The sequence below is a fragment of the Agrobacterium sp. genome (assembly GCF_032092815.1).
Lineage (GTDB): Bacteria > Pseudomonadota > Alphaproteobacteria > Rhizobiales > Rhizobiaceae > Agrobacterium.
This window is the reverse complement of the sequence record NZ_DAMDBP010000037.1, coordinates 1-23,255: the sequence shown is the minus strand read 5'-3', so window position 1 is coordinate 23,255 and position 23,255 is coordinate 1. Positions and strand designations below refer to the sequence as shown.

15 protein-coding genes and 1 tRNA gene are annotated in these 23,255 nt (G+C 56.4%); 8 read left to right on the top strand and 8 right to left on the bottom strand.

The window, feature by feature from the left end; translation table 11 throughout:
* Positions 1-7 precede the first annotated feature (7 nt).
* The 4 genes from RT613_RS18345 to RT613_RS18330 form a co-directional block, all read right to left on the bottom strand.
* A complete protein-coding gene (locus RT613_RS18345) occupies positions 8-1,519 on the bottom strand; it encodes an ABC transporter ATP-binding protein (protein WP_313617697.1) in 1,512 nt (503 codons plus the stop codon).
* A gap of 70 nt (positions 1,520-1,589) precedes the next feature.
* Positions 1,590-2,582: a BMP family ABC transporter substrate-binding protein gene (locus tag RT613_RS18340; RefSeq protein WP_313617695.1), complete on the bottom strand. Its 993-nt coding sequence runs from the start codon at positions 2,580-2,582 to the stop codon at positions 1,590-1,592.
* Between the two features lie 209 nt (positions 2,583-2,791).
* A complete protein-coding gene (gene msrA, locus RT613_RS18335) occupies positions 2,792-3,442 on the bottom strand; it encodes a peptide-methionine (S)-S-oxide reductase MsrA (protein ID WP_313617693.1) in 651 nt (216 codons plus the stop codon).
* Between the two features lie 68 nt (positions 3,443-3,510).
* Positions 3,511-3,825: a hypothetical protein gene (locus tag RT613_RS18330; RefSeq protein ID WP_313617691.1), complete on the bottom strand. Its 315-nt coding sequence runs from the start codon at positions 3,823-3,825 to the stop codon at positions 3,511-3,513.
* 215 nt (positions 3,826-4,040) lie between these two features.
* Here RT613_RS18330 and RT613_RS18325 point away from each other — a divergent pair.
* Positions 4,041-4,130 (top strand) — tRNA-Ser (locus tag RT613_RS18325).
* 77 nt (positions 4,131-4,207) lie between these two features.
* Here the strand turns inward: RT613_RS18325 and RT613_RS18320 are convergent.
* Entirely contained in the window at positions 4,208-4,951 is a 744-nt protein-coding gene (locus tag RT613_RS18320) for an SDR family oxidoreductase (protein ID WP_313617689.1), read from the bottom strand.
* Positions 4,952-5,144: 193 nt separating this feature from the next.
* Between RT613_RS18320 and RT613_RS18315 the strand changes: the two genes are divergently transcribed.
* Complete coding sequence (locus RT613_RS18315) at positions 5,145-5,753, top strand: TetR/AcrR family transcriptional regulator (RefSeq protein ID WP_313617687.1); 609 nt, start codon at positions 5,145-5,147, stop codon at positions 5,751-5,753.
* Between the two features lie 72 nt (positions 5,754-5,825).
* Here RT613_RS18315 and RT613_RS18310 read toward each other — a convergent pair whose 3' ends face one another.
* Complete coding sequence (locus tag RT613_RS18310; RefSeq protein ID WP_313617685.1) at positions 5,826-6,614, bottom strand: SDR family oxidoreductase; 789 nt, start codon at positions 6,612-6,614, stop codon at positions 5,826-5,828.
* A gap of 102 nt (positions 6,615-6,716) precedes the next feature.
* On the opposite strand from RT613_RS18310, the gene RT613_RS18305 reads away from it, so the two are divergent.
* Complete coding sequence (locus tag RT613_RS18305; protein ID WP_313617683.1) at positions 6,717-7,268, top strand: helix-turn-helix domain-containing protein; 552 nt, start codon at positions 6,717-6,719, stop codon at positions 7,266-7,268.
* A 16-nt stretch (positions 7,269-7,284) separates the two neighbouring features.
* Here RT613_RS18305 and RT613_RS18300 read toward each other — a convergent pair whose 3' ends face one another.
* Positions 7,285-8,181 carry a LysR family transcriptional regulator gene (locus RT613_RS18300; RefSeq protein WP_313617681.1) on the bottom strand — a complete coding sequence of 299 codons (897 nt, stop codon included), beginning with the start codon at positions 8,179-8,181 and terminating at the stop codon, positions 7,285-7,287.
* Between the two features lie 96 nt (positions 8,182-8,277).
* Between RT613_RS18300 and RT613_RS18295 the strand changes: the two genes are divergently transcribed.
* The 4 genes from RT613_RS18295 to glf all read left to right on the top strand — a co-directional run bounded on the left by RT613_RS18295 (position 8,278) and on the right by glf (position 20,053).
* Complete coding sequence (locus RT613_RS18295; protein ID WP_313617679.1) at positions 8,278-9,552, top strand: MFS transporter; 1,275 nt, start codon at positions 8,278-8,280, stop codon at positions 9,550-9,552.
* A gap of 197 nt (positions 9,553-9,749) precedes the next feature.
* A complete protein-coding gene (locus tag RT613_RS18290) occupies positions 9,750-11,798 on the top strand; it encodes a glycosyl transferase (RefSeq protein ID WP_313617677.1) in 2,049 nt (682 codons plus the stop codon).
* 333 nt (positions 11,799-12,131) lie between these two features.
* Positions 12,132-18,677, top strand: coding sequence for a hypothetical protein (locus tag RT613_RS18285; protein ID WP_313617675.1), 6,546 nt, complete (start codon positions 12,132-12,134; stop codon positions 18,675-18,677).
* A 191-nt stretch (positions 18,678-18,868) separates the two neighbouring features.
* Positions 18,869-20,053 (top strand): UDP-galactopyranose mutase, encoded by a 1,185-nt coding sequence (gene glf / locus RT613_RS18280; RefSeq protein ID WP_313617673.1) that lies wholly within the window; start codon positions 18,869-18,871, stop codon positions 20,051-20,053.
* Positions 20,054-20,183: 130 nt separating this feature from the next.
* Here the strand turns inward: glf and RT613_RS18275 are convergent, their stop codons facing one another.
* Positions 20,184-22,112 carry a glycosyl transferase gene (locus tag RT613_RS18275; protein ID WP_313617671.1) on the bottom strand — a complete coding sequence of 643 codons (1,929 nt, stop codon included), beginning with the start codon at positions 22,110-22,112 and terminating at the stop codon, positions 20,184-20,186.
* A gap of 316 nt (positions 22,113-22,428) precedes the next feature.
* Between RT613_RS18275 and RT613_RS18270 the strand changes: the two genes are divergently transcribed.
* Positions 22,429-23,255: flagellin (locus RT613_RS18270; protein ID WP_313617670.1), on the top strand; the 827-nt coding region annotated here is incomplete at its 3' end.

The following is a 23,255-nucleotide window of genomic DNA, read 5'->3' as shown; positions in this document are numbered from 1 at the left end:
TAGGCCCTCATGCGGCGATGCCGGCCATCATCAGGCCTAGTGTTTGTTCTTCGGCATCTGCCGTCTTTTCTCCAACGATCTGACCGTCGAACATCACGATGATCCGGTCAGAGAGGGAGCGTATTTCATCCAATTCCACAGAAACGAGCAGAATGGCCTTGCCAGCATCGCGCATCTCGATGATGCGTTTGTGAATGAACTCGATTGCGCCGATGTCGACGCCACGTGTCGGCTGGCCGATAATCAGCATCTTGGGATCACGTTCGATTTCTCGGGCCACCACGATTTTCTGCTGATTACCACCGGAAAAATTCGCGGTCTTCAGCTGCGCATTGGGCGGGCGGATATCGTATTTCGCAATCTTTTCCTCGGCATCCCTGCGGATTGCCTCCGGATCGAGAAACGGACCTTTGCCATAACGCTCATCCCGGTGGTACCCGAGGATCGAGTTCTCATATTCCTCAAATTTCAGAACCAGACCCATATGATGGCGGTCTTCGGGAATATGGGCAAGGCCCAGATCACGCAGCAAAGCCGGATCGGCCTTGTCGATGGTCTTGCCATCAAACAGGATTTCGCCCGAATGCGGTCTGCGAATGCCGGCAATGGCTTCAAGCAATTCCGACTGGCCGTTACCGGCAACGCCGGCAATGCCAACGATTTCGCCAGCACGCACGTCGAAGGATACATTCTTGACCATATCCACGCCGCGGCTGTCCTTGACAGTCAGGTTGCGAACAGAGAGCAATGTTTGTGCAGGCGATGCCTCGCCCTTTTCCACACGCAGCAGAACGCGACGGCCAACCATCAACTCTGCCAATTCCTCCACCGAGGTTTCGGCAGTTTTGCGGGTGGCGACCATTTCACCGCGGCGCATGACTGATACCGTATCGGTAATGGCCATGATTTCACGCAGCTTGTGGGTGATGAGAATGACGGTTTTTCCCTGATCACGTAGAACGCCCAGGATCCGGAACAGGTGGTCCGCTTCCGCTGGTGTCAAAACACCGGTCGGTTCATCGAGAATGAGAACCTCGGCGCCGCGATACATGGCCTTGAGGATTTCAACGCGCTGCTGAAGGCCCACCGGCAGTTCTTCGATCACTGCATCGGGGTCAACTTCAAGCCCATAATCCGTTTCGAGACGCTTCAGTTCGGTGCGGGCACCGCTAACGCCTTGCGCCAATAGGGCACCGCCTTCGGCGCCCAAGATGACATTCTCGAGAACAGTAAAATTTTCAACCAGCATGAAGTGCTGGTGGACCATGCCAATGCCTGCATTGATGGCCGCCTGGCTGTCCTTGATGGACACCGGCGCTCCATTGACCTTTATCTCGCCGGAATCGGCCTGATAAAATCCATAGAGGATCGACATGAGTGTGGATTTGCCAGCACCATTCTCGCCAATGATGCCGTGAATGGACCCTTTGGCAACCGCAAGATTGATGTTTTTATTGGCGTGAACGGCCCCGAATTTTTTATCGATGCCAACAAGTTCGATTGCAAGCTGCGTGCTCAAATCGGAAAATCTCCAAGTCTGGATATGGAAAGGGCGTATGGCACAAGGCCATACGCCCCTCAAAATCATATCATTTCGGGCAGGAGTTATCCGACATATAGTCGTGGACCTTTACGGTGCCGGCAATGATGTCAGCCTTAGCCTTGTCAACGGCAGCAACCATTTCAGGCGTGATGAGCGCCTTGTTGTTGTCGTCGAGCGCATAGCTTACGCCATCTTCGGCAACACCGAGCGCCTGAACGCCAGCGGTGAACTTGTCATCCTGGGTGTCCTTGTAGGCATTGTAGACGGCCAGATCGACGCGCTTGACCATCGAAGTCAGCACGGAGCCTGGATGCAGGTGGTTCTGGTTGGAATCCACACCGATCGAGAACTTGCTGTTGTCGGCAGCGGTCTGGAGAACGCCGAGACCGGTTGCACCTGCTGCCGCGTAGATCACGTCCGCACCCTGGTCGATCTGATTCTTGGTCAGTTCACCACCACGAACCGGGTCGTTCCATGCAGCACCGGTGGTGCCGGTCATGTTCTGGAAAACTTCGATCTTGTCGTTGGCAGCCTTGGCGCCCTGAACGTAACCACAACCGAACTTGCGGATGAGTGGAATGTCCATACCACCGATGAAGCCAACCTTGCCGGTCTTGGAAGCCATGCCAGCCAGCAGGCCGACGAGGTAGGAACCTTCTTCCTCCTTGTAGACAACCGAGCGAACGTTCGGCAGCTCAACGACAGAATCAACGATGACGAACTTGGTGTCCGGATATTCTGCAGCAACCTTTTCCATGGCCGAAGTCCAGGCAAAGGAAACGGCAACAACCGGGTTGAAGCCCTTGCTTGCGAAGTTACGGATGGCCTGCTCGCCCTGCGTATCGCTGGTTGGCTCGAAATCGCGGAATTCGATGCCGGTATCGGCCTTGAACTTCTCGGCGCCAGCAGCGGCAGCCTCGTTGAAGGATTTGTCGAATTTACCACCGGTGCCATACACCAGCGCAGGCTTGATATCTGCTGCCAATGCAGATGCAGACATCGCCGCCATGGCGAAGAGAGTCAAAACGGATTTTTTCATTCGTGCAGCCCTGTTGTTGCAATTGATCTTATCAGGTCCTCCCGCAAGCCCTTAACAGGCATGTCTGCGGAACCGCCAGCCCTTTTTAGAGACTATGCTTGTTTTATCCTTGCATGCCTGCACGAAAAATTCATCCGGTTTTTTTACCCGGTGGAAAAACTCGTAAACGTCTGTTTTTTGAGCTTTTCACCGGGCATTTTGATGAAAAACTAGCCTATGTTGCAGCTCACACCAGTGCCGCGAAGACCGCAATATCCGCCGGGATTTTTAGCAAGATATTGCTGGTGATAGTCCTCTGCGTAATAAAACGTTCCCAGAGGTTCGATCTCGGTTGTGATCGGCGACGGCTTGCCAGCAGCGCTTAGCGCCTGCTGGAAAATATCCCGTGCATGCAGCGCTTCATCAAGCTGTTCCTGCGACGTTGAATAGATCACGGAACGGTAGGTCGTGCCAATATCATTGCCCTGACGCATGCCCTGGGTGGGATCATGCTCCTCGAAAAACAGCTTCAACAGGCTGGCAAGAGACACCACCGCGGGATCATAGACCACCTTCACAACCTCGGCATGACCGGTCCGGCCGGTGGTTGTTTCCTGATAGGTCGGATTTGGTGTGATGCCACCGGAATAACCAACCGCCGTCACCCATACGCCAGGTGTTTTCCAGAACAGACGCTCGGCACCCCAGAAACAACCCATTCCGAGATAAATCACTTGCAGGCCATCCGGATAAGGTCCCTTGAGCGGATGACCGTTAACGAAATGGGTGTCTGGCACCGGCATCAACGTATCGCGCCCTGGCAGAGCCGAATCAACCGTTGGCATTGTTGTTTTCGTTGCGTAGCTATCGAACGTGAACATAACTCTTCTCCAGCGGATCGCATTGATCCGGTTGCTTGAAGTTTCACACAGAGCTTGGAGTGGGGCTGTCAGCCGAAACGGCTGCGGATCTGCGGTTTGCGGTACCCAATCATCCAGAACAGCAATGCCAGAGCCAGAAACAGCGCAAAGGCAGGTAGACTGCTGAGCCAGAGCGCCAGCCATCCCCAAGCGTCGGGGTGTATATAGTGCGTGACAGTGCTTTGTGCCATGGTCAGCGATGCCGGATAAATATCCTTCCAGGCATCGATCGTGCTGGTCATATCGACAGAAGAAGTCGCGACAGAGCGGATAGAATCAAACGTGCCCGCGACGATCGCAACGCACAGGAGCACGAAACTCAGGAATCTCGCCAAAGATTTCAATGCCGTATATCCTCAAAGGCTGTGCAGAAAAAAATTATCGCGTCAGAAGCACAGAATTAAAGGCCGAAAAGGCGTTTTGCAATCGCGCTATACACAGGCTTTTGCAAGACGATAAAAAAAAGTGTCAAATTGCGGTTGATACTTCGCGATTCATCGGTATATATCGCGCCGTTCCAGTTGATTTGCAGTTTTTCAAAACATGCAATCTCTTAAAAGGACAGGTGGCCGAGTGGTTTAAGGCGCACGCCTGGAACGCGTGTGTGCGTGAAAGCGTACCGTGGGTTCGAATCCCACCCTGTCCGCCACTTATCCGTTTTTCATACCTCACGGCGCGATATATCAATCGGTAACCAGTTGGTCTCCGAGCGGAAACCGTCTCTCCTTATTTTATGGTCGCCATCGTGATTGCGTCGGCACCCGCCGGAATACTGTTGGGCGTTGATGGATCGGTGACGACCTGCCAGACCGCTGCCGCGACATCACTTGCCGTGGTGACCTCGGCGCTCTGCGGTGATGCTGAGAAAATCTGCTTTGCCCAACCGGTGTAGACGTCCGGGATCGCGGACTGCGAACGCGCCCTGGCGGCAGCACCGAACGCGGTCTCAGGTGACCTGCCCGGATGAATGGTGTGAACGCGAATGCCGAAGGGTTCAACTTCGAGTGAGAGGTTCTCAGAAAACGAATCGACCGCAGCTTTGCTCGCCGTGTAAACCGAAAGCAGCGGCAGCGGTTTGTATGTCACGGCCGACGAAATATTGACGATGACACCGGCACCCCTTGTGCGAAGGGTGGGCAGCATAGCCTGCGTAACAGCCATGGTGCCGAAGGTGTTGAGTTCAAACAGTTCTCGGATATCGGACATCGCGGTGCCTTCCAGCGCACCCAACAGACCACCGCCAGCATTGTTGACCAGCACATCGACCGGGCCGGCTTCTGAGACGGCGTGAGCGATGCTGTCTGCATCAGTGACATCCAGAGGCAGGATACGCAGAGCGTCCGAAGCCGGAAGAATATCCTCGCGCGGGTTACGCATGGTGGCAATTACCTTCCAGCCACGGTCCAGAAAGGTGCGCGCGGTTTCAAGGCCGAAACCGGACGATGCGCCGGTGATCAGAATGGTTTTCATGTCAATGTCCCTTAAGATTTGGCGAAAGGCCGCAATCAAACGGATCGCCAGTCATCACCGATCTCGATGATGACATGGGAACGCCTTTCGGATATAAATGGATCAATGTTCCGATTATCCATATATGGAACAATGATCCGTTTATCAAGGGTGACGATGCCAAATTCGGCTCGTTACCTCAAAAGGACATGGCATGGCCAAAGAATTTCAAGAAACTTCAGTCATTAAAAATGACGAACCGCGCCTGCGTGCCGATGCAAAACGCAATGAAGAAGCCCTGCTGGAAGCGGCAAAACGCGTCTTTGCCCGCTCAGGTGTCGATGCACCTATTCGCGAGATTGCCAGTGAAGCTGGCGTTGGGCTTGGTACGCTCTATCGCCGGTTCCCTACCCGCTCCGATCTGGTCGCCTCTGTGTTCCGGCGTGAGGTAGATGCCTGTGCAGAAGAGGCTGCTACGCTTTCAAAAACATCTGCGCCGCTCGAGGCTCTGACAGCCTGGTTGATGCGCTATACGCATTTTCTCGCCACCAAACAGGGTCTGGCCGCCGCCCTGCATTCCGGCGACGCCGCATTTTCCGCCCTGCCAGACTATTTTCGAAGCCGGTTTGAACCGGCCCTGTCAGGCCTGATGGGAAAAGCGGTGGAAACGGGTGCAATCAGGACCGACATCGCGCCCTATGACCTGCTGCGGGCCATCGGCAATCTTGCCGTCGCCACCGGCGATGATGGCCCCGCCCACATCGAGCGGATGGTGATGCTACTGATCGATGGCATGAGATATAAGGCGACAAAGACTCCTTAAAACCACCCACACCATTTTGACGGGGCATGGCCGCACATTGACAGCCATGCCTCAAGTGTCCTCATATCAGAATTATTGCGTTGCGCGGTAGCGGGCGGCGGGCAGCGCATTGCCGAAACCGGGCCTCAGTGCGACACGCGCCTGCTGGAACGCATCCCACAATTCGGCCTCCGGCAAGGGCGGGATCGTCACCGGTTCCTTGCGGTCAAAACCGACCAGCGCGGCATCGACCATGTCACCCACTTCCATCAGGCCTGTCAGATTTGCCAGATCAACACCGGCCGATGCCCAAATGTCCGTGCGGGTTGCAGCCGGCAAAACTGCCTGGACATAAATGCCTTTTGGCCCGAGCTCGGCGGCCAGCGCCTGAGAGAGATAAAGAACAAAAGCCTTTGTTGCGCCGTAGATCGACTGGCCGAATTCCGGCACGAGGCCGACCACAGAGCCTATGTTGATGATGGCACCACTGCCAGCCTGAGCAAAGCGGGGTGCCACCGCGTTGGCCAACCGCGCAACGGAGGTGGTGTTAAGCGCAATGAGACTGGCAATGTCGCCCGGCGTCTGATCAACAAAATGGCCGGGGATCGTTGTACCAGCATTGTTCACCAGGATGCCAATGGTGGCATCACTGCGCAATCGATTTTCGACAGTCTCAATGCCAACGGTATCGGCAAGATCCGCTTCGATGATGTCGGTTTGCGTGCCAAACTTTTCCGAGAGAACCGCGGCCAGTTCAGCCATGCGCTCCTTTCGCCGCGCAACGAGAACCAGATGATGGCCACGGGCTGCAAAACGTTCGGCATAGGTAGCGCCAATACCAGAAGAAGCGCCAGTGATGAGGACTTTGGGCAGATCAGTCATGATTATATCTTCTCCATGGTTTTTACTTATTCATGATGGACATCATGATTAAATTAAATATGATGATCATCATGTAAAGTCAACATGGGATTGGAGAATGGGATGAAGGTCAGTCGTGAACAGATGCTGGAGAACCGTCGCCGCATCCTGGAAGCAGCTGCCAGACTGTTTCGGGAAAAGGGATTTGACGGCGTTTCGGTATCGGAGGTGATGAAGGCTGCAGGCCTCACGCATGGCGGTTTTTATGGTCACTTCAGCTCGAAAGACGAACTGGTCGCTGGAACGATGACCTATATTCTCGACAAGGATTCAGGGGCTGGCGGGAACCTGTCTGCCTTTTTGGACAGCTATCTTTCATCGGAGCATCGCGATAATGCCGGTCTGGGATGTCCGACCGCAGCGCTGGCCGCTGAAGCCCGGCATCAGGACCAGTTGGCGCGTGCTGCGATCGGTACCGGATTGAAAGCACAGATCGACCGCATAAGCCGGGCATTGCCGCAAGGCGTAACATCGGACCGCCGGCGTGCCGCCATCGGCACATGGGCTGCCATGGTGGGAAGCATGATTCTCGCCCGTGCGGTCGATGACCCAGCACTTTCGGAAGAGTTGCTGTCAGAAACCAAGGCCTGGATAAAGGAGAGGCTTGAAACCTGAGAAACGGCGCGTTTTCTTAGGTCTCCAGCCTGACGATACGGGCAACCCTGGTGAAATTCAGTGCCGATTGCGACGGCCTCGTCTTGAGATGCGCAACAGCCAGATCGACGGTTGGCTGTTCGTGTCGAAGCGGCAGGAACGACACGCCGACAACATTGAACTGCGCCATTGAGGCCGGGACGAGGGAAAAGCCAAGTTCCGCCGATACAAGCGACAGGATCGAGGCGATCTGCGGTGCAAACTGCCCCAGGATCGGCTCAAATCCAGACGCACGACAGGCAGCAATGGCCGCCTCATGCAGACTGACACCGATCTCGCGTGGCGTCACAATCAGCGGCGTGGTCGCAAGTGTCACAAGGTCGACATCCCGCCCCTCGGCAACAGCCACATGGGACTGGGGCAACACCGCGACCAGCGGCTCTCGCTTGAGAACATATTCACGGATTTCCGGCGGGTCTGCACTGTTGGGCCGCAAAATGGCAGCGTCCAGACGCCCTTCAATCAAGCCGACGGTCAGGGCCACCGAATTGGCCTCCTCCAGCGTCAGTTCCACATCCGGATAGGCGCGGTGGAATGCCCTGATTGTCGCCGAGACGATGGGGTTGAGGGCCGCAGTCCCCGTGAAGCCGAGGCGTAATCGCCCGGTTTCGCCTCTTGAAGCACGTTGGGCAGCGCGGATCGCGCCGGATGCCTGCCCAGGCATCATGTGAACCGCATCCCAAAACGCCTGCCCTGCTTCAGTCAGTTCCGCACCATGCGGAACGCGATGAAACAGCTGCGCCCCGACTTCGGCCTCCAGATCCTTGATCTGCAGGCTGAGCGGCGGTTGGCCAATGCCAAGCCGCGCGGCGGCGCGGGTAAAATTACCCTCTTCGGCAACGGCCAGGAAATAACGGATATGACGGAGCTCCATGACTATTTATGTAACATATGACAAACGACATTTCCATATATTGGACACATGATGCTTCACGGTGGAGAATGAGGGCAACACAGAAAGAAGCCTGCCATGTCTAAGCTTGCCGTCCGTCAACGCGTTGTTGATGTTGATACAATCCCCACCAATCCACCTATTGAGATTGCTACACCACAACCCTCCTGGGTGCGGCGAGGCACAGTCGAATATCGCAATGCCGGATACGCGCTGTTTTTTCTGGGTTTTGCCAGCTTCTCGCTGATCTACTGCGTGCAACCCCTGCTGCCGGAATTTTCACGCAGTTTTGGTGTCAGCCCAGCGACGAGTTCGCTGGCCCTGTCATTGACGACAGGCCTGCTTGCCATTTCCATCGTTCTGGCAGGCGCCTTCTCGCAGGCGCTGGGAAGGCGCGGTCTGATGTTTGTGTCCATGTCGCTCGCAGCCCTGCTCAATATCGTATCTGGTGCGGTTCCAAGCTGGCATGGGCTGCTTGTGGCGCGTGCACTGGAAGGTGTGGTGCTGGGCGGTGTGCCAGCAGTTGCCATGGCCTGGCTTGCGGAAGAAATCGACCCTGCCCATCTCGGCAAGGCCATGGGACTTTATATTGGCGGCACCGCTTTCGGCGCGATGATGGGTCGCGTCGGCATGGGCCTGGTCACCGACTATGCCTCATGGCATGTCGCCATGATTGTGCTTGGCGTGTTGTGTCTGGCAGCGGCGGTTGCCTTCCTGCGGCTGTTGCCACCCTCGCGCAATTTCGTGCGCCAACCGGGTTTCAATCCGCGGTTCCATCTGAAGGCCTGGGCGACACATTTGCGCAATACCCGCCTGCTCAGGGTCTATGCACTGGGCTTCACACTGACCAGCATTTTCAGTGCACTGTTCAATTATACGACCTTTCGCCTGTCTGCCACGCCATACGCCTTGAGCCAGTCGCAAGTCAGCCTGATCTTCCTTGCTTTCGCACTGGGCATAGTATCCTCGTCAATGGCAGGTGGTCTGGCTGACCGTTTTGGGCGGCGGCCGCTTTTGCTTGCCGGCTTCATCACCATGTTGGCCGGGGTGCTGCTGACGCTGTCTGCCTCACTCGTCGTCATATCGCTTGGCATTGCACTGGTCGCGACCGGCTATTTCATCGGCCATTCAGTAGCAAGTGGCGCGGTAGGGCCAATTGCCGGTTCTCACAAGGGCCACGCAGCCTCGCTTTACCTGCTGTTTTATTACATCGGCGCCAGCGTGACCGGCTCGGTTGCCGGCTGGTTCTGGCAGCATGGCGGCTGGCCAGCCGTTGCGGCATTGACCGGCGGATTTGCGGTGGTGGGAACAGTGCTGGCATTGACGCTGCCACGCCCGGTCAAAAAGCCCTGATCTGCCACGGAAAGGGGGGGCAGGGTCACCAGGTGTAAATCTTCGCCAAGTCCAAAAACCTGTTGGAATAATTTGACGATGCCAACTGGCGGCAAAGCGCCGTGTCCAGTCCAACGCAAGCTAGAGACTCTAGGAAAGCTGACGATTTATCAGCTTGTCTCAAGCCCCTTGGCCTGTCTGCCAGTTGTGGAGTAATCATGTCAAACGATCCGGCCCCTGAATCCGATGGTGCAGCAGCTCTTGCAACCGCGCTACACAAGGCACGTCACGGTCAGCTTTCACTGCTCGAATTGTTTCAGATTACCGAGACATTGAACCTTGCCGGCCACCGCCAGGCAGCAGCCGATTTTTACAAGACATGGGTTGCCTTCAACGACAGCAATCCATTGTTGCACCTTGCCTATTTCAATTATTCCGTGACGCAGAGCCAGATGGGCGACATTGCCGGGGCGGTCCAGTCCCTGCGCGCCAGCGTCAAGTTCAACCCGCAATTCGGCGCAGCGCATATCAATCTCGGTCGCGCACTTGAAGATTGTGGCCTGATCCTGCAAGCCATTGAACAGTGGCGGACATTTACCGAAGCCACCAACGACATTACAGCCGAGCGTATCAACCACCGCCTGATGTGCCTGCAGCATATTGGCCGTGTGATGGAAGGTGCCGGTCTGCTGGACGATGCCGAAACGGCACTTTGGCAGGCCATGGAGTTGAAACCAGAAAGGACAGAGGCCGGTCAACACTGGTCATCCCTACGTCAGCGCCAGTGCAAATGGCCAACCCTGAAGCCATCAGAACATGTGCCTGTGGATAAGCTGATCGATTCCATGTCGCCGCTGACACTTGGTTGTTATTCGGACGATCCCCTGTTCCAGCTTGCCAAGGCCTATCGTTACCACAAATCGCTGGTTGGTCGCCCGGATACCACAGGGTTCGTGCGCAAGCAGGCAAAACACAAGACCGGCACCGGGCAACGGTTGCGCATCGGTTATGTGTCATCTGATCTGCGCGAACATGCGGTTGGGTTTGCGCTGTGCGAAGTGCTGGAACTGCACGACAAGAACGGCTTCGAGATCTTTGCCTATTATTCCGGTGATGATCGCCCGCAGGACCCGACACAAAACCGCATCAAGGCGGCAACCGGTTGCTGGCGCGACATTACCCTGCTGGCCGATGCAGACGCCGCTCGGCTGATCCATGACGACGATATCGATATTCTTATCGACGTGAACGGTTATACCAAAAACGCGCGCACCAAAATTTTTGCCTATCGCCCGGCACCGGTCATCGTCAATTTCTGCGGTTATCCCGGCACGATGGGCAGCCCCTTTCACAATTACATCATTGCAGATGAGCACACCGTGCCATCAGGTAGCGAAATCTATTACACTGAAAAGGTGCTGCGGATTGCCTGTAACCAGCCGGTTGATCGCAAACGCATTATCGCCGAGCGCCCTCAGCGTGCGTCTGTCGGCCTGCCACAGGACGCCTTTGTTTTTGCCTCGTTCAACGGCATGCAGAAAATTACCGAAAGCTGCTTTGATCGCTGGATGGAAATCCTGTCGGCAACGCCGGGCAGCGTGTTGTGGCTGTTGACGGGCGATGAACCGGTCAATCAGCGCTTACGAGAGTTGGCGCAAAAGAAGGATGTCGATCCCGAGCGACTGATCTTTGCGCCCAAGGCCGCCAATCCGGATCACCTTGCCCGTATCGGTTTGGCAGACCTGTTCCTTGATACATTCCCCTATGGCGCGCACTCCACTGCTGCCGATGCCATCACCATGGGGCTGCCGGTTCTGACGATACCAGGCAAAACCTTTGCCGCCCGTTTCTGCACCAGCATCATTCATGCGGCTGGTGTGCCACAACTGGCCTGCACTTCCCCGGATGACTACGTCGCACGCGCCATCGCCTTTGCCCATGATCGCAAGAGCCTTGCGGACGTCAGGGCATCATTACAGGAACAGCGCGAGGCAAGTGTGTTGCGGGACATGCCGGCGCTTGCCCGTCGCCTGGAAGACCTGTTCTGGCAGATGCAGGGCGAGAGCGAGCGCGGTGAAACACCAGTGCCTGAACTCACCAACCTTGATATCTACTATGAAGTTGGCAGCGAAATCCTGTCGCAGCATGTCGAGTTCGAAGACGAGGAAAGCCTCAAAAACCGCTATCTGGAAAAGCTGGCATCACGCGACGACTACAGCCCGCTGATCCGCGATGGCCGTTTGTGGCCGGCACCACAGGCACGATAACACCTGTCATTGCATGAATATGACTTGCCGGTTGGCGCAAAACGCCAGCCGGTAATTTGCATTTGCAGACATGATCAGAGCACCGGAACCATGCCAGTGTAAAATAAAACCGTGGGTTTCAGTGACCACCCCAGATCAGCCTCAGGCAAGCATGTGTGCGCATTAATCGCGGCAGTGTGCAGGTGTCAAATCGCATGCTTTTTCGGGCTGGACGAACGGTGGGGATGATTGCCTGCCAAAATCACGATCATGATGGTTTCTGTGGCGGGATTTTCTTTCGTGGCCTGAAAGAGCAGCACCTCTAGCGGTGAGATACATCAAAAGGCTTCGTTTATGATTTCGAATATTTCTTCACTGACCGTCAGCCAGATCAAGTTGCTCTCGACTGCCGAGATCGCAGCCTTAAAAACAGATGATATTGCCGCCCTGTCGACTACGCAGATCAAGGCGCTATCCTCGACCCAGATTTCGGCGCTGGAAACCGAAGACCTTGCGGTGTTTTCGAACGAACAGGTCAAGGCGATCTCGGCCGCGGCAATCGTTGGCCTGACGCTTGATCAGTTGGCCATCCTGTCCACCGACAAGATCGAAAGCCTTGCAACCGCCCAGGTCGCAGCGCTCAACACCCAGCAGATCGTTGCGCTGGACTCCATCCAGATCAGCGCCCTGACCTCTACACAGATTGCCGCCCTGACGGCCAGCCAGGTTGCCAGCCTGTCGAGCGAGGACATTGCAACGTTCACGCCGGCGGAAATTGCCTCTCTCAGCACATCCGCCATTGCCAGCCTGTCTACCGGCAATATTGCGGCCTTGAGTGCCGAACAGGTTGCAGCGCTTAAGACAAATCAGATCGCCGTTCTGAAAACCACGCAGATCGCAACGCTCAATTCCACTCAACTCGCCGCGCTTTCTACCACGCAGGTGGCGGCATTCAGCTCCGCGCAGATCAAGGTTCTGTCAACCGACAGCGTCAAGGCGCTGTCCGGCACGCAGATCGCCGCACTCAGCGCCAAGGCCATTCCGGGCCTGACCGTCGAGCAGATTGCAGCCTTCTCCACCACGCAAGCGGAAGCCTTGACCTCTACGCAGGTTGCGGGGCTGACATCGGCACAGATGGCCGCACTGTCCAAGGAAGGGTTGGCGACGTTCTCGACCGCAGACATCGCGGCCATCAGCACCTCAGCCATTTTGGGTCTGTCGACCGCCAACATTGCCGCGCTGACAACCGATCAACTGGCCGCCTTGAAGAAAAACCAGGTAACGGCACTCAGCGCTGTGCAGGTTGGCGCATTGACCTCCAGCCAGGTCTCTGCCTTGTCCTCGACACAGATCGCGGCTCTTACCTCGACACAGGTCCGTGCCCTGTCCACCCAAAGCGTGGCTGCCCTGTCCACCGATCAGCTGGCAGCCCTCAGCTACAAGGCCACACCGGGTTTTACGACGGATCAGTTGCATGCGCTTTCGACCGCGCAAACGGCTGCCATGACCACCTTGCAGGTGGCGTCATTGACAACGGCGCAAGTCACCGCCCTGAGTTCAGCGCAGCTTGGCGCATTGACCACGGCGCAGGTGGCATCGCTGACCTCGGCACAGGTCAAGGCGATTACCACTGAAAGCCTGGGAGCCTTGTCGACCGACCAAATCGCCGCCCTTGCCACCAAAGCCATTGCGGGCCTGTCTTCCACCCAGATAAAGGCACTGACCACGGCGCAGGTTGAAGCACTGAATGTGGCGCAGATCGCATCTCTGACCAGCGCGCAGACGGTTGCCCTGTCAGGGGAATATCTGGCAAAATTCACCACGGCAGAAATCGCTGCACTCAGCACCTCTGCGATCTCTGGCCTGTCGACAGATGCACTTGCAGCATTGAGCACGGCCCATACCGCAGCCCTGAAGACGACACAGATTGCGGTGTTGAAAACAACACAGATTGCAGCGCTGACCGCGCAACAGATCGAGGCACTGTCCACCGCCCAGATTGCAGCCTTGAGTTCTGCCCAGCTCAAGGCCCTGACAACAGAAAACATTGCCGCGCTGGGCACTGACCAAGTTACGGCATTGGCCGCAAAATCCGTGACGGGCCTGACAAGCACCCAGATTCAGGCCCTGTCGACGGCGCAGGCCGCCGCCTTGACATCCACCCAGATTGCAGCGCTGACCGCGGCACAGGCCGCAGCTTTCACCGGCGAATATCTGGCAACCTTCACCACGGCGGAAATCGCCGCCCTCAGCACATCAGCTATTTCAGGCCTGTCGACATCTGCCGTTGCAAGTCTCAGCTCTGAGCATCTTGCCGCGTTGAAAACAACGCAGGTCGCGGCACTGACATCGACGCAGGTCGCGGCACTCGGTTCCGATCAGGTTGAAGCGCTTTCAACCGCTCAGATCGCGGCACTCACCTCTGCGCAGACCAAGGCGCTGTCGACCGACAGCATTGCCGCTCTGACGGCTGACCAGGTTACAGCGCTTAATTCCAAGGCCATTTCGGGTCTGACAACTGCACAGATTGTCGCCCTGTCTGCGGCTCAGGCCGAGGCACTCAATTCCGCACAAATTGCAAACCTGACATCGGTGCAGGTTGCGGTGTTGCCGGGCGAATATCTGACAAAATTCACGACAGCGGAAATTGCTGCGCTGAGCACATCTGCGGTTACAGGCCTCTCCACCGACAGCATTACCGCGCTGAGTTCCGAGCAGATTGCTGCTCTGAAGACCAGCCAGGTTGCCGCACTCAATACAAAACAGATGGCCGCGTTGACGACAGGTCAGCTTGCCGCCCTGTCATCCTCTCAGGTGGCGTCCTTCAGCTCGACACAGATCAAGGCACTGTCAACCGAAGCCATCACCACGCTTGGCACAGACCAGGTCGCAGCACTGACTACCAAGGCGCTGCCGGGCCTCAGCTCAAGCCAGATGGCGGCTCTGTCCTCCGACCAGCTTTTCGCGCTTGGCACGGCACAGATCAATGCGCTGGGTTCTGCACAGCTTGCGGCACTGGCCACTGACAAAATCAGTGCCTTGTCGACCGACCAGATTGCCGCCCTGAACACCAAGGCCATTTCAGGCTTCAGCTCGACGCAGATCGCATCGCTTTCAACCGCTCAGGCTGAGGCTTTGACATCGGCACTGGTCGGCAGCATGACATCCGCGCAGATTGCAGCCCTGTCTGCCGAGGATCTCGCAACATTCTCGACCGCAGATATTGCCGCCATCAGCACCTCCGGTTTGGCTGGCCTGTCATCGGCCAACATGGCAGCCTTGAGCTCGGAACAGATTTCGTCGCTCAAGACAACGCAGATTGCGGCGCTCACTTCCGCGCAGATTACAGCCCTTTCGACGGATCAGATCGCGGCTCTATCGACATCCCAGGTCAGCGCGCTCAGCTCGACCCAGATCGCGAGCTGGTCGAACAGCATGATTTCGGCGCTCTCCACCGATCAGATCGCGGCGTTGAACACCAAGACGGTTGCCGGCCTTTCGACAGCTCAGGTCGATACGCTTTCGACAGTCCAGGTTGAAGCGTTGACATCTCTTCAGGTTGCGGCTCTCAGCTCGGCGCAAATTGCAGTTCTATCCACCGAAGATCTGGCAACATTCTCAACGGCCGATATTGCCTCGATCAGTTCGACGGCACTGGCCGGTCTTTCCACCGGCAATCTTGCAGCGCTGAGCGCGGAACAGGTTTCCGTGCTGAGCAGCACACAGATTGCGGCGCTGAAAACGACACAGATAACCGCGCTGACCCCGTCGCAATTCGGCTCGCTCTCGACAAGCCAGTTGTCGGCGCTGACCTCCGCCCAGGTCGCTGTGTTGTCGACCGACCGGATCGCGTCCCTGACGCCATCGCAGGTCGAGGCGCTCAACACCAAGGCGATTGCAGGCCTCACCACGGCCCAGATTGCCGCTCTTTCAACTGGCCAGGCCGAGGCCCTGACCTCCGCACAGGTGGCCGCGCTCAGCTCGAACCAGCTGGCAGCCCTTTCAAAGGAAAAACTGGCCACATTCTCGACTGAGGATATTGCCGCCATCAATACCGGCGCCATCACCGGCATCACGACATCGAACATGGCATCGCTGACCGATGAACATGTGTCGGCTTTGACCAGTGCCCAGATCGCGGCCCTCGGTTCGACACAGGTTGCGGCCCTGTCGACACGCCAGCTGGCTGCCTTGAGCACGGCGCAGATCAATGCGCTGAACTCCACGCAGGTCAAAGCCCTCGCCAATGACAGCATCTCGTCGCTGACCCCGGACCAGATTGCGGCATTCAACGCCAAGGCCATTCCGGGCCTTTCAACCGGGCAGATTTCGGCCTTGTCGAACGAGCAGGCTGAAGCACTGGTGGCCGCGCAGGTGGCTGCACTCGGATCGGCGCAGCTGGCGGCTCTTACCACGGAGAAGCTCGCGACTTTCTCAACCGAAGACATTGCGGCCATCAACTCCAGCGCCATTGCCGGCCTGTCAACATCGCATGTTGCCCAGCTGAACAGCGAACAATTGGCAGCACTGACAACGGCTCAGGTCGCAGCCCTCAGTTCGACGCAGATCAATGCCCTGTCCGCTGCACAGGTGTCGGCGCTTTCAACCGCCCAGATCAACGCACTTGGCTCCGCGCAGGTAAAGGTGCTGTCCAGCGACACGCTGGCGGGCCTCTCCGCGGACCAGATCGCCTCGCTGAACACCAAGGCTATTCCAGGCCTGACAACAACACAGATTGCAGCGCTCTCAATCGTTCAGGCCGAAGCACTGAGCTCGACGCAGGTGGCAGCGCTTGCTTCCAGCCAGATTGCGGCTCTGTCGAAAGAAAAGCTGGCGGTTTTCTCAACCGATGACATTGCAGCGATCAATGCCTCGGCCATTGCAGGTCTCTCGACAGGCAATGTCGCTTCACTGTCAAACGAACAGATTGAAGCGCTGCTGACGGCGCAGGTAGCGGCCATGACCTCCACGCAGGTTGGCGCACTGACGACCAGCCAGCTAACAACGCTGTCTTCGTCACAGATCGGGGCGCTGACCTCAACGCAGATCAAGGCACTTTCGACGGACGGCATCTCCGTTCTTTCGCCTGCGCAGATTGCCGCCTTGAGTTCATCTGCCATTCCGGGCCTGACCACGACGCAGATTGCCTCGCTATCAACCGCACAGGCCGAGGCCCTGACATCGACCGTCGTTGCGGTGATGAGTTCGGCACAGATCAACTCACTGTCACCAGACGATATCGCGACGTTCTCAACGGCCGACATCGCCTCGATCAGCACGACAGCCATCCCCGGTCTGTCGACTGGCAACGTGGCTGTGCTTTCAAGCGAACAAATTGCAGCACTGACATCGGCACAGATTGCAGCATTGAATTCATCGCAGATCGCGGCCTTGACCAGCAGTCAGGTCAGCACGCTGTCCTCCGGTCAGCTGGCAGCGCTCAGCTCGACGCAGATCAAGGCACTTTCGACCGCCAATATCGCGGTTCTCTCCACAGATCAGGTTGTTGCGCTGGGAACGGGTGCCATTCCGGGCCTGACAACGGCGCAGATTGCAGCGCTTTCCACCGCGCAGGCCGAGGCCTTGACACCAACGCAGATCGCAGCGATGGGATCGACACAAATCGGCGCCTTGTCCAGCGATACTCTGGCGACCTTCTCGACTGAAGATATTGCCGCCATCAGCTCAACTGCCATACCGGGTCTTTCCACCGCCAATACCGCGAAGCTGAAAAATGATCAGATCGCCGCTCTGACAACGGCACAGATTGCATCCCTGAGCTCGGCACAGGTCTCGACCCTGACCACCGAACAGATTGATGCCCTGTCCTCGACGCAGATCAATGCGCTGACTTCGACGCAGGTCAAAGCCCTGTCGAGCGACCATCTGGCAGCGTTTTCGACGGCGGATATTGCAGCCATCAGCTCCAATGCCATACCCGGCCTGACCTCTGCCAATATCGCGGCTCTGTCCTCCGATCAGGTTGCGGCTCTGTCTTCGACACAGATCAGCGCATTGACGGCATCGCAGATGGGTGCCATTTCGAAAGAAAAGCTCGCGACATTCTCGACGGCGGATATGGGCGCGATCAGCGCTGGTGCGATTGCCGGTCTGTCCACCTCCACCATTGCTGCGCTGACCAATGAACAGGTCGCGTCGTTGAGTGCGGCTGCGATTTCCGGCCTGACCGCATCTCAGATCGTTGCGATGTCTACCGGACAGATCGACGCCTTGTCTTCGACCCAGATCGCCGCGCTGACCGCTTCGCAGGTTGCGGCGCTCTCCAGCGCAAGCATCTCGGTTCTGTCGACGGGCGATATCGCCGCCATCAGTTCGGCTGCGATTTCGGGCCTGTCAACAGCGACAATTGCTTCACTGTCGAATGAACATGTCGCCGCCCTGACCACCGAACAGATGTCGGTGCTGACCTATCTGCAGCTTTCGTCCGTGACATCGGCGCAGATCGGTGCGCTGAAAACCGACCAGATCGCCGCCCTGAACGCCATTCAGGTGGCAGCCCTTGGTACGGCAAACATCGCGCAGTTCTCGACCGAACAGATCATGGCGATCAGCCCGAAGGCGATTATCGGCCTGACAACGGCGCAGATCGGCACGCTCAACACGGCACAGGTTGAGGCGCTGACACCACAACAGGTGGCTGGTCTCAGCTCGGCACAGATTGCAGCGCTGAAAACAACTGACATCGCCACCTTCTCGACAGCCGATATTGCGGCGATCAGCACGGCGGCCATTGCCGGCCTGTCGACTGGCGATATTTCCAGCCTGTCGACCGCCCAATTGCAGGCAATCACCACAACGCAGATCGATGCGCTGGATGCCGGACAGGTGGCAGCGGTTGTGTCTGCCTATCACGCGATCCAGTACGGCTTCAAAGCCTGATCCGCATCGCTGACCAATCAAAGACAAGCCCCGTTCACCCATCACCGGGTGGGCGGGGCTTTTGTTTGGCGCGACAAATGCCCGTCGCAAGCCTGACAAAAGCTCGACATGCCACGGGTAAACTGCCAGACACCGCAGTGTTGACGGTTATCGACGGCTGAATGACCTTTTGACACAGGCAAGCAGATACCATGCATGATTTTCAGAATGTCGACCTCATCATTGTCGGCGCCGGATTTTACGGTGCCACAATTGCCGAGCGGGCTAGCAACGAATTTGGCAAGAATGTTCTGATCATCGACCGGCGCAGCCACATCGGTGGCAACGCCTATAGCGAGTTTGACCAGGAAACTGGCATTGAAGTGCATAAATACGGCGCACATCTTTTCCACACGCCGAATGCGAACGTGTGGAATTATCTCAACCGCTTCACATCATTTACCGACTACCGACACCGCGTTTATTCGACCTATCAGGATCAGGTTTATGCGATGCCGATCAATCTTGGCACCATCTGCCAGTTTTTTGGCAAACGCATGTCGCCTGCCGAAGCAAGGGCGCTTGTTAGCGCGCAGGCAGCAGAGTTGGGTGATCGTCAGCCGGAAAACCTCGAGGAAAAGGCTATATCGCTGATTGGCCGTCCACTCTACGATGCCTTCATCAAGGGATATACCGCCAAGCAGTGGCAAACCAGCCCGCGTGACCTGCCGGCCAGCATCATTACCCGCCTGCCCGTGCGCTACAATTTCGACAACCGTTATTTCAACGATCCCTATGAAGGTTTGCCGACCGATGGTTACACGGCGATCTTCCAGCGCATGCTCGACAATCCGCGTATACAGTTGCTTTTGAATACCGATTTCTTTGCAGTGAAGGGTTCACTGCCCGCTGGCGTGCCGATCATCTATACCGGCCCGATCGACCGATATTTCGATTACAGCGAAGGCGAACTGGGATGGCGCACCATCGATTTCGAACAGGAAACGCTCAACATCGGTGACTTCCAAGGCACGGCGGTAATGAATTATGCCGATGAGGACATTCCTTACACCCGTATTCTGGAGTTTCGTCATTTCAATCCGGAACGGCAGTACCAGAGCGAAAAGACCGTGATCGTGCGGGAATATTCACGTTTTGCGCAGCGCCAGGACGAGCCCTATTACCCGATCGACACCCGAAACGACAAGGAACTGTTCCTGCGCTACAAACAACGGGCGGCGCTGGAAAAGAACATTCATTTCGGAGGGCGTCTCGGCACCTATCGTTATCTCGACATGCATCAGGCAATCGGTGCCGCACTGAAAGCCTTTGATAGCGTGGTTGTGCCATACTTCGCGTCCGGCAATCCCTTCGAGGCAGCCACGCCGGAGGTATGATCGGTAAGGCGGTGAATTGCCAAGTGTAGCGCGACCGCCCACCTCGCCGTCCCTTCAGACATTTCATTTGATAACGGACATAAAAAACTGCCGGGTCTCCCCGGCAGTTTTTTGTTTCTGACTGACCGCCTCAGTCTTTTGGCTGAGGCGCGAAATTGCCTTCGCGTGCTGGCAGTGCCGGAACGTCGAAGTGATCGGGTGTACGGCCAGCCTTGGCCTCTTCCACCATCATTTCATAGGCACGTTCCAGATGCAGGCAGAAACGCTCGGCATCAAACAGCGGGGCAACAAAACGATTGTCGTCCAGACGCTGCTTGAACTCCGCAGCCTTCTGACGGTTTTCATAAAGCTCGACGGCCTTTTCCAGATAGTCGGCATCGTCCTCAGCCACCAGTTCCGGAAGACCGATCGCGTGAAGCAGGCTTTCACTGACGCGCGATGCGAAGTTGGTACCAACGCGGGTCAGAACCGGCAGACCAGCCCACAGCTGTTCCGAGGTGGTGGTGTGACCGTTAACCGGGAACGTATCAAGACCGACATCCGCCAGATTCAGACGGTTGAGGTGCTCCTCATAGCTGACCTTCGGCGAGAACAGCACGCGCTTGGCAGAAATGCCGCGTCTGTCCATTTCCTTTAGGATATTGGTGCGGGCGCGGTCATTGTCGACCATGATCCACAGCAGGCTGTTTTTGCAGCGCTCGAGAATGCTGCCCCAGATTTCGATATATTCCGCGGTGATCTTACGGTTGGCGTTGAACGACGCGAAGATGAAGGCATCTTCCGGCAGGCCGAAGTCCTTGCGTGTTGCGCCACGTGGTGCTGGGCGATGCACCGGATCGTTCGGCTGGTAGGTGTCTGGCAGCCGGCAGAATTTTTCGTAGAAATACGGCTTGGAATATTCCGGCAGCACGAAGCGGTCGCCGATAATATAGTCGATATCCAGATTGATCGATGTGCCGGGGAAGCCGAGCCATGACACATGAACCGGCGCGGTTTCCTGGTTCATGATCTGGGTGCGGTTGCCCTTGGTGTGGCCCTTGAGGTCAACCAGAACGTCGATGTTGTGCGCACGAATGGTTTCGGCGGCTTCCTGATCGTTCATATCAACGATACGTACGACGTTGCCCCAGGCGCTACGATCCGTCTGATTGTAACCGAGATGGTCTTCCGGCGTGTAGCAGAACAGGGTGATTTCGAAACGCTCGCGGTCATGACGCTCAAGCACGTTGCGCAAAAGCTTCATGGTCGCATGCGCATCCCACAGATCGTAGGACAGATAACCAACACGGATTTTTTCATTCGACCAGGCGTGCGGTCTTGCACGGCGACGCTCCGGCGTGCCGGGCGCATAGGCACGGGTTGCCATGGCTGCGATCTGGTTCAGCTTTTCATCACCACACCACATCAGGCTGTAGAACGGGCTGCCTGCCTTGATGATCTCGAGGTTGCCGCCGGCAATCTCGGCGTCCAGGATCGGCTGGTGTTTGCGCATCGATTCAAATTCGCAAAATTCACGCGAATGAATGAGATGCAGCAGACGCACACCCTGATTGTCCGGGAACAGCTTGAGCGTACGGCGGATTGTCTTGAAGTTGTCTTCATCATGCGGGGCATCGACCAGCAGGTGCAGTGCCAGCGCCAGATGGTCGGGCTTTCCGCTTTCAATCAGCGGCTTTCTCAAAGCACCCAGAATGTCCTTCTGGCCACGCTTGATGAAAATGGATGCCATGACAAAGGCAACATCGGCATCCTTGTGCGCCTTGTTCAGGAATTTCTTGGCAAGCACGAGAGCGTCATCTTCATTGCCGCATTCGAAATGCAGCATCATCGCATTGTGCAGATATCTCTCGGCATCCGTGCCACCGGCATTGCCGGCAAGTGCAAAAGCGGAAGCCGCTTCTTCCTTCATATCCAGCTTGAGGAATGTCCGTCCCAGCAGCGCATAAGTCCGTGTATCCTGCCGCGTGTCCAACAATCCATTCAACACATGCAAGGCACCGATATAGTTGCCTTTCTGGTACTCTTGGTTTGCGGTGAGGAAACTTGAATTGATATTCACGTTCAGGACTCCGATGAAGCGATGCTTCTTAAATAGACGGGCGATTCCCTCTAGTTTCCACCATGAAGCTTGCCTGTGGCGGGTGTGATTAACTGTTTACCAATTGATAACCATAAAGAATGCGTGGGCTGCATTTAGTTCAAATTTTAATAACTCGGCAAGATTTGGCTGCCAAATTACTTCCACACACAGCAGGTTTGGTTCTTCTGAGTAAATAGAAAAACCGAGTAGCATGATGTATAACTGCTGTGGACCGGTAAGTATTTAAGTCCGGTATGTCCCCAATCTGTATTTTGTAACAAGGGACAATTCTATTATGGCTAGCATTCTGACCAACGTTTCCGCGATGTCCGCTCTGCAGACTCTGCGTTCTATCAACAGCAACCTCGAAAACACCCAGAACAACATTTCTACAGGCCAGCGCGTTTCTCAGGCTTCTGACAACGCTGCTTACTGGTCGATCGCAACAACCATGCGTTCTGACAATGGTGCACTTTCCGCTGTTGAAGATGCTATCGGTCTTGGCGCCGCGAAGGTCGACACAGCTTATTCCGGTATGGAATCCGCTATCGAAGTCGTCAAGGAAATCAAGAAGAAGCTCGTTACGGCCCAAGAAGGCTCCGTAGACAGCAAAAAGGTTCAGGAAGAAATCACCCAGCTGCAGGAACAGCTGAAGTCGATTGCTGAATCTGCTTCCTTCTCCGGCAAGAACCTGATTGCTGGTTCTGGCACCGAGTCGGTTGTTTCCGGCTTCGTTCGTGACAGCAATGGCGGCGTATCTGTCAAGAAGACCGAATACGTAATGAGCACTGGCACAGACGCCAACGTTCTGTTCGGCACCAACACTTCCGGCGCTTTGGTTACGACATCCGGTATTCTCGGCAACAGCGGTACTGTTGGCAGTGGCACGGCATCCGTTATCACACTCGACGTCACGAACACTTCGGCAAACTATCTGTCGGACGCTCTGACGATGGTTGAAAACGCTCTGACATCAATGACAAGCGCCGGTGCTGAACTCGGTTCGATCTCCATGCGTATCGATCTGCAGGAAGACTTCATCTCCAAGCTGAGCGACTCCCTCGAAAGCGGTATCGGCCGTCTGGTTGACGCCGACATGAACGAAGAGTCCACCCGCCTCAA

Excerpts from the sequence above, each read along its gene's own strand:
- RT613_RS18340 (WP_313617695.1), bottom strand. The coding sequence starts at position 2,582 with ATGAAAAAATCCGTTTTGACTCTCTTCGCCATGGCGGCGATGTCTGCA.
- msrA (WP_313617693.1), bottom strand. The coding sequence starts at position 3,442 with ATGTTCACGTTCGATAGCTACGCAACGAAAACAACAATGCCAACGGTT.
- RT613_RS18320 (WP_313617689.1), bottom strand. The coding sequence starts at position 4,951 with ATGAAAACCATTCTGATCACCGGCGCATCGTCCGGTTTCGGCCTTGAA.
- RT613_RS18315 (WP_313617687.1), top strand. The coding sequence starts at position 5,145 with ATGGCCAAAGAATTTCAAGAAACTTCAGTCATTAAAAATGACGAACCG.
- RT613_RS18310 (WP_313617685.1), bottom strand. The coding sequence starts at position 6,614 with ATGACTGATCTGCCCAAAGTCCTCATCACTGGCGCTTCTTCTGGTATT.
- RT613_RS18305 (WP_313617683.1), top strand. The coding sequence starts at position 6,717 with ATGAAGGTCAGTCGTGAACAGATGCTGGAGAACCGTCGCCGCATCCTG.
- RT613_RS18300 (WP_313617681.1), bottom strand. The coding sequence starts at position 8,181 with ATGGAGCTCCGTCATATCCGTTATTTCCTGGCCGTTGCCGAAGAGGGT.
- RT613_RS18295 (WP_313617679.1), top strand. The coding sequence starts at position 8,278 with ATGTCTAAGCTTGCCGTCCGTCAACGCGTTGTTGATGTTGATACAATC.
- RT613_RS18290 (WP_313617677.1), top strand. The coding sequence starts at position 9,750 with ATGTCAAACGATCCGGCCCCTGAATCCGATGGTGCAGCAGCTCTTGCA.
- RT613_RS18285 (WP_313617675.1), top strand. The coding sequence starts at position 12,132 with ATGATTTCGAATATTTCTTCACTGACCGTCAGCCAGATCAAGTTGCTC.
- glf (WP_313617673.1), top strand. The coding sequence starts at position 18,869 with ATGCATGATTTTCAGAATGTCGACCTCATCATTGTCGGCGCCGGATTT.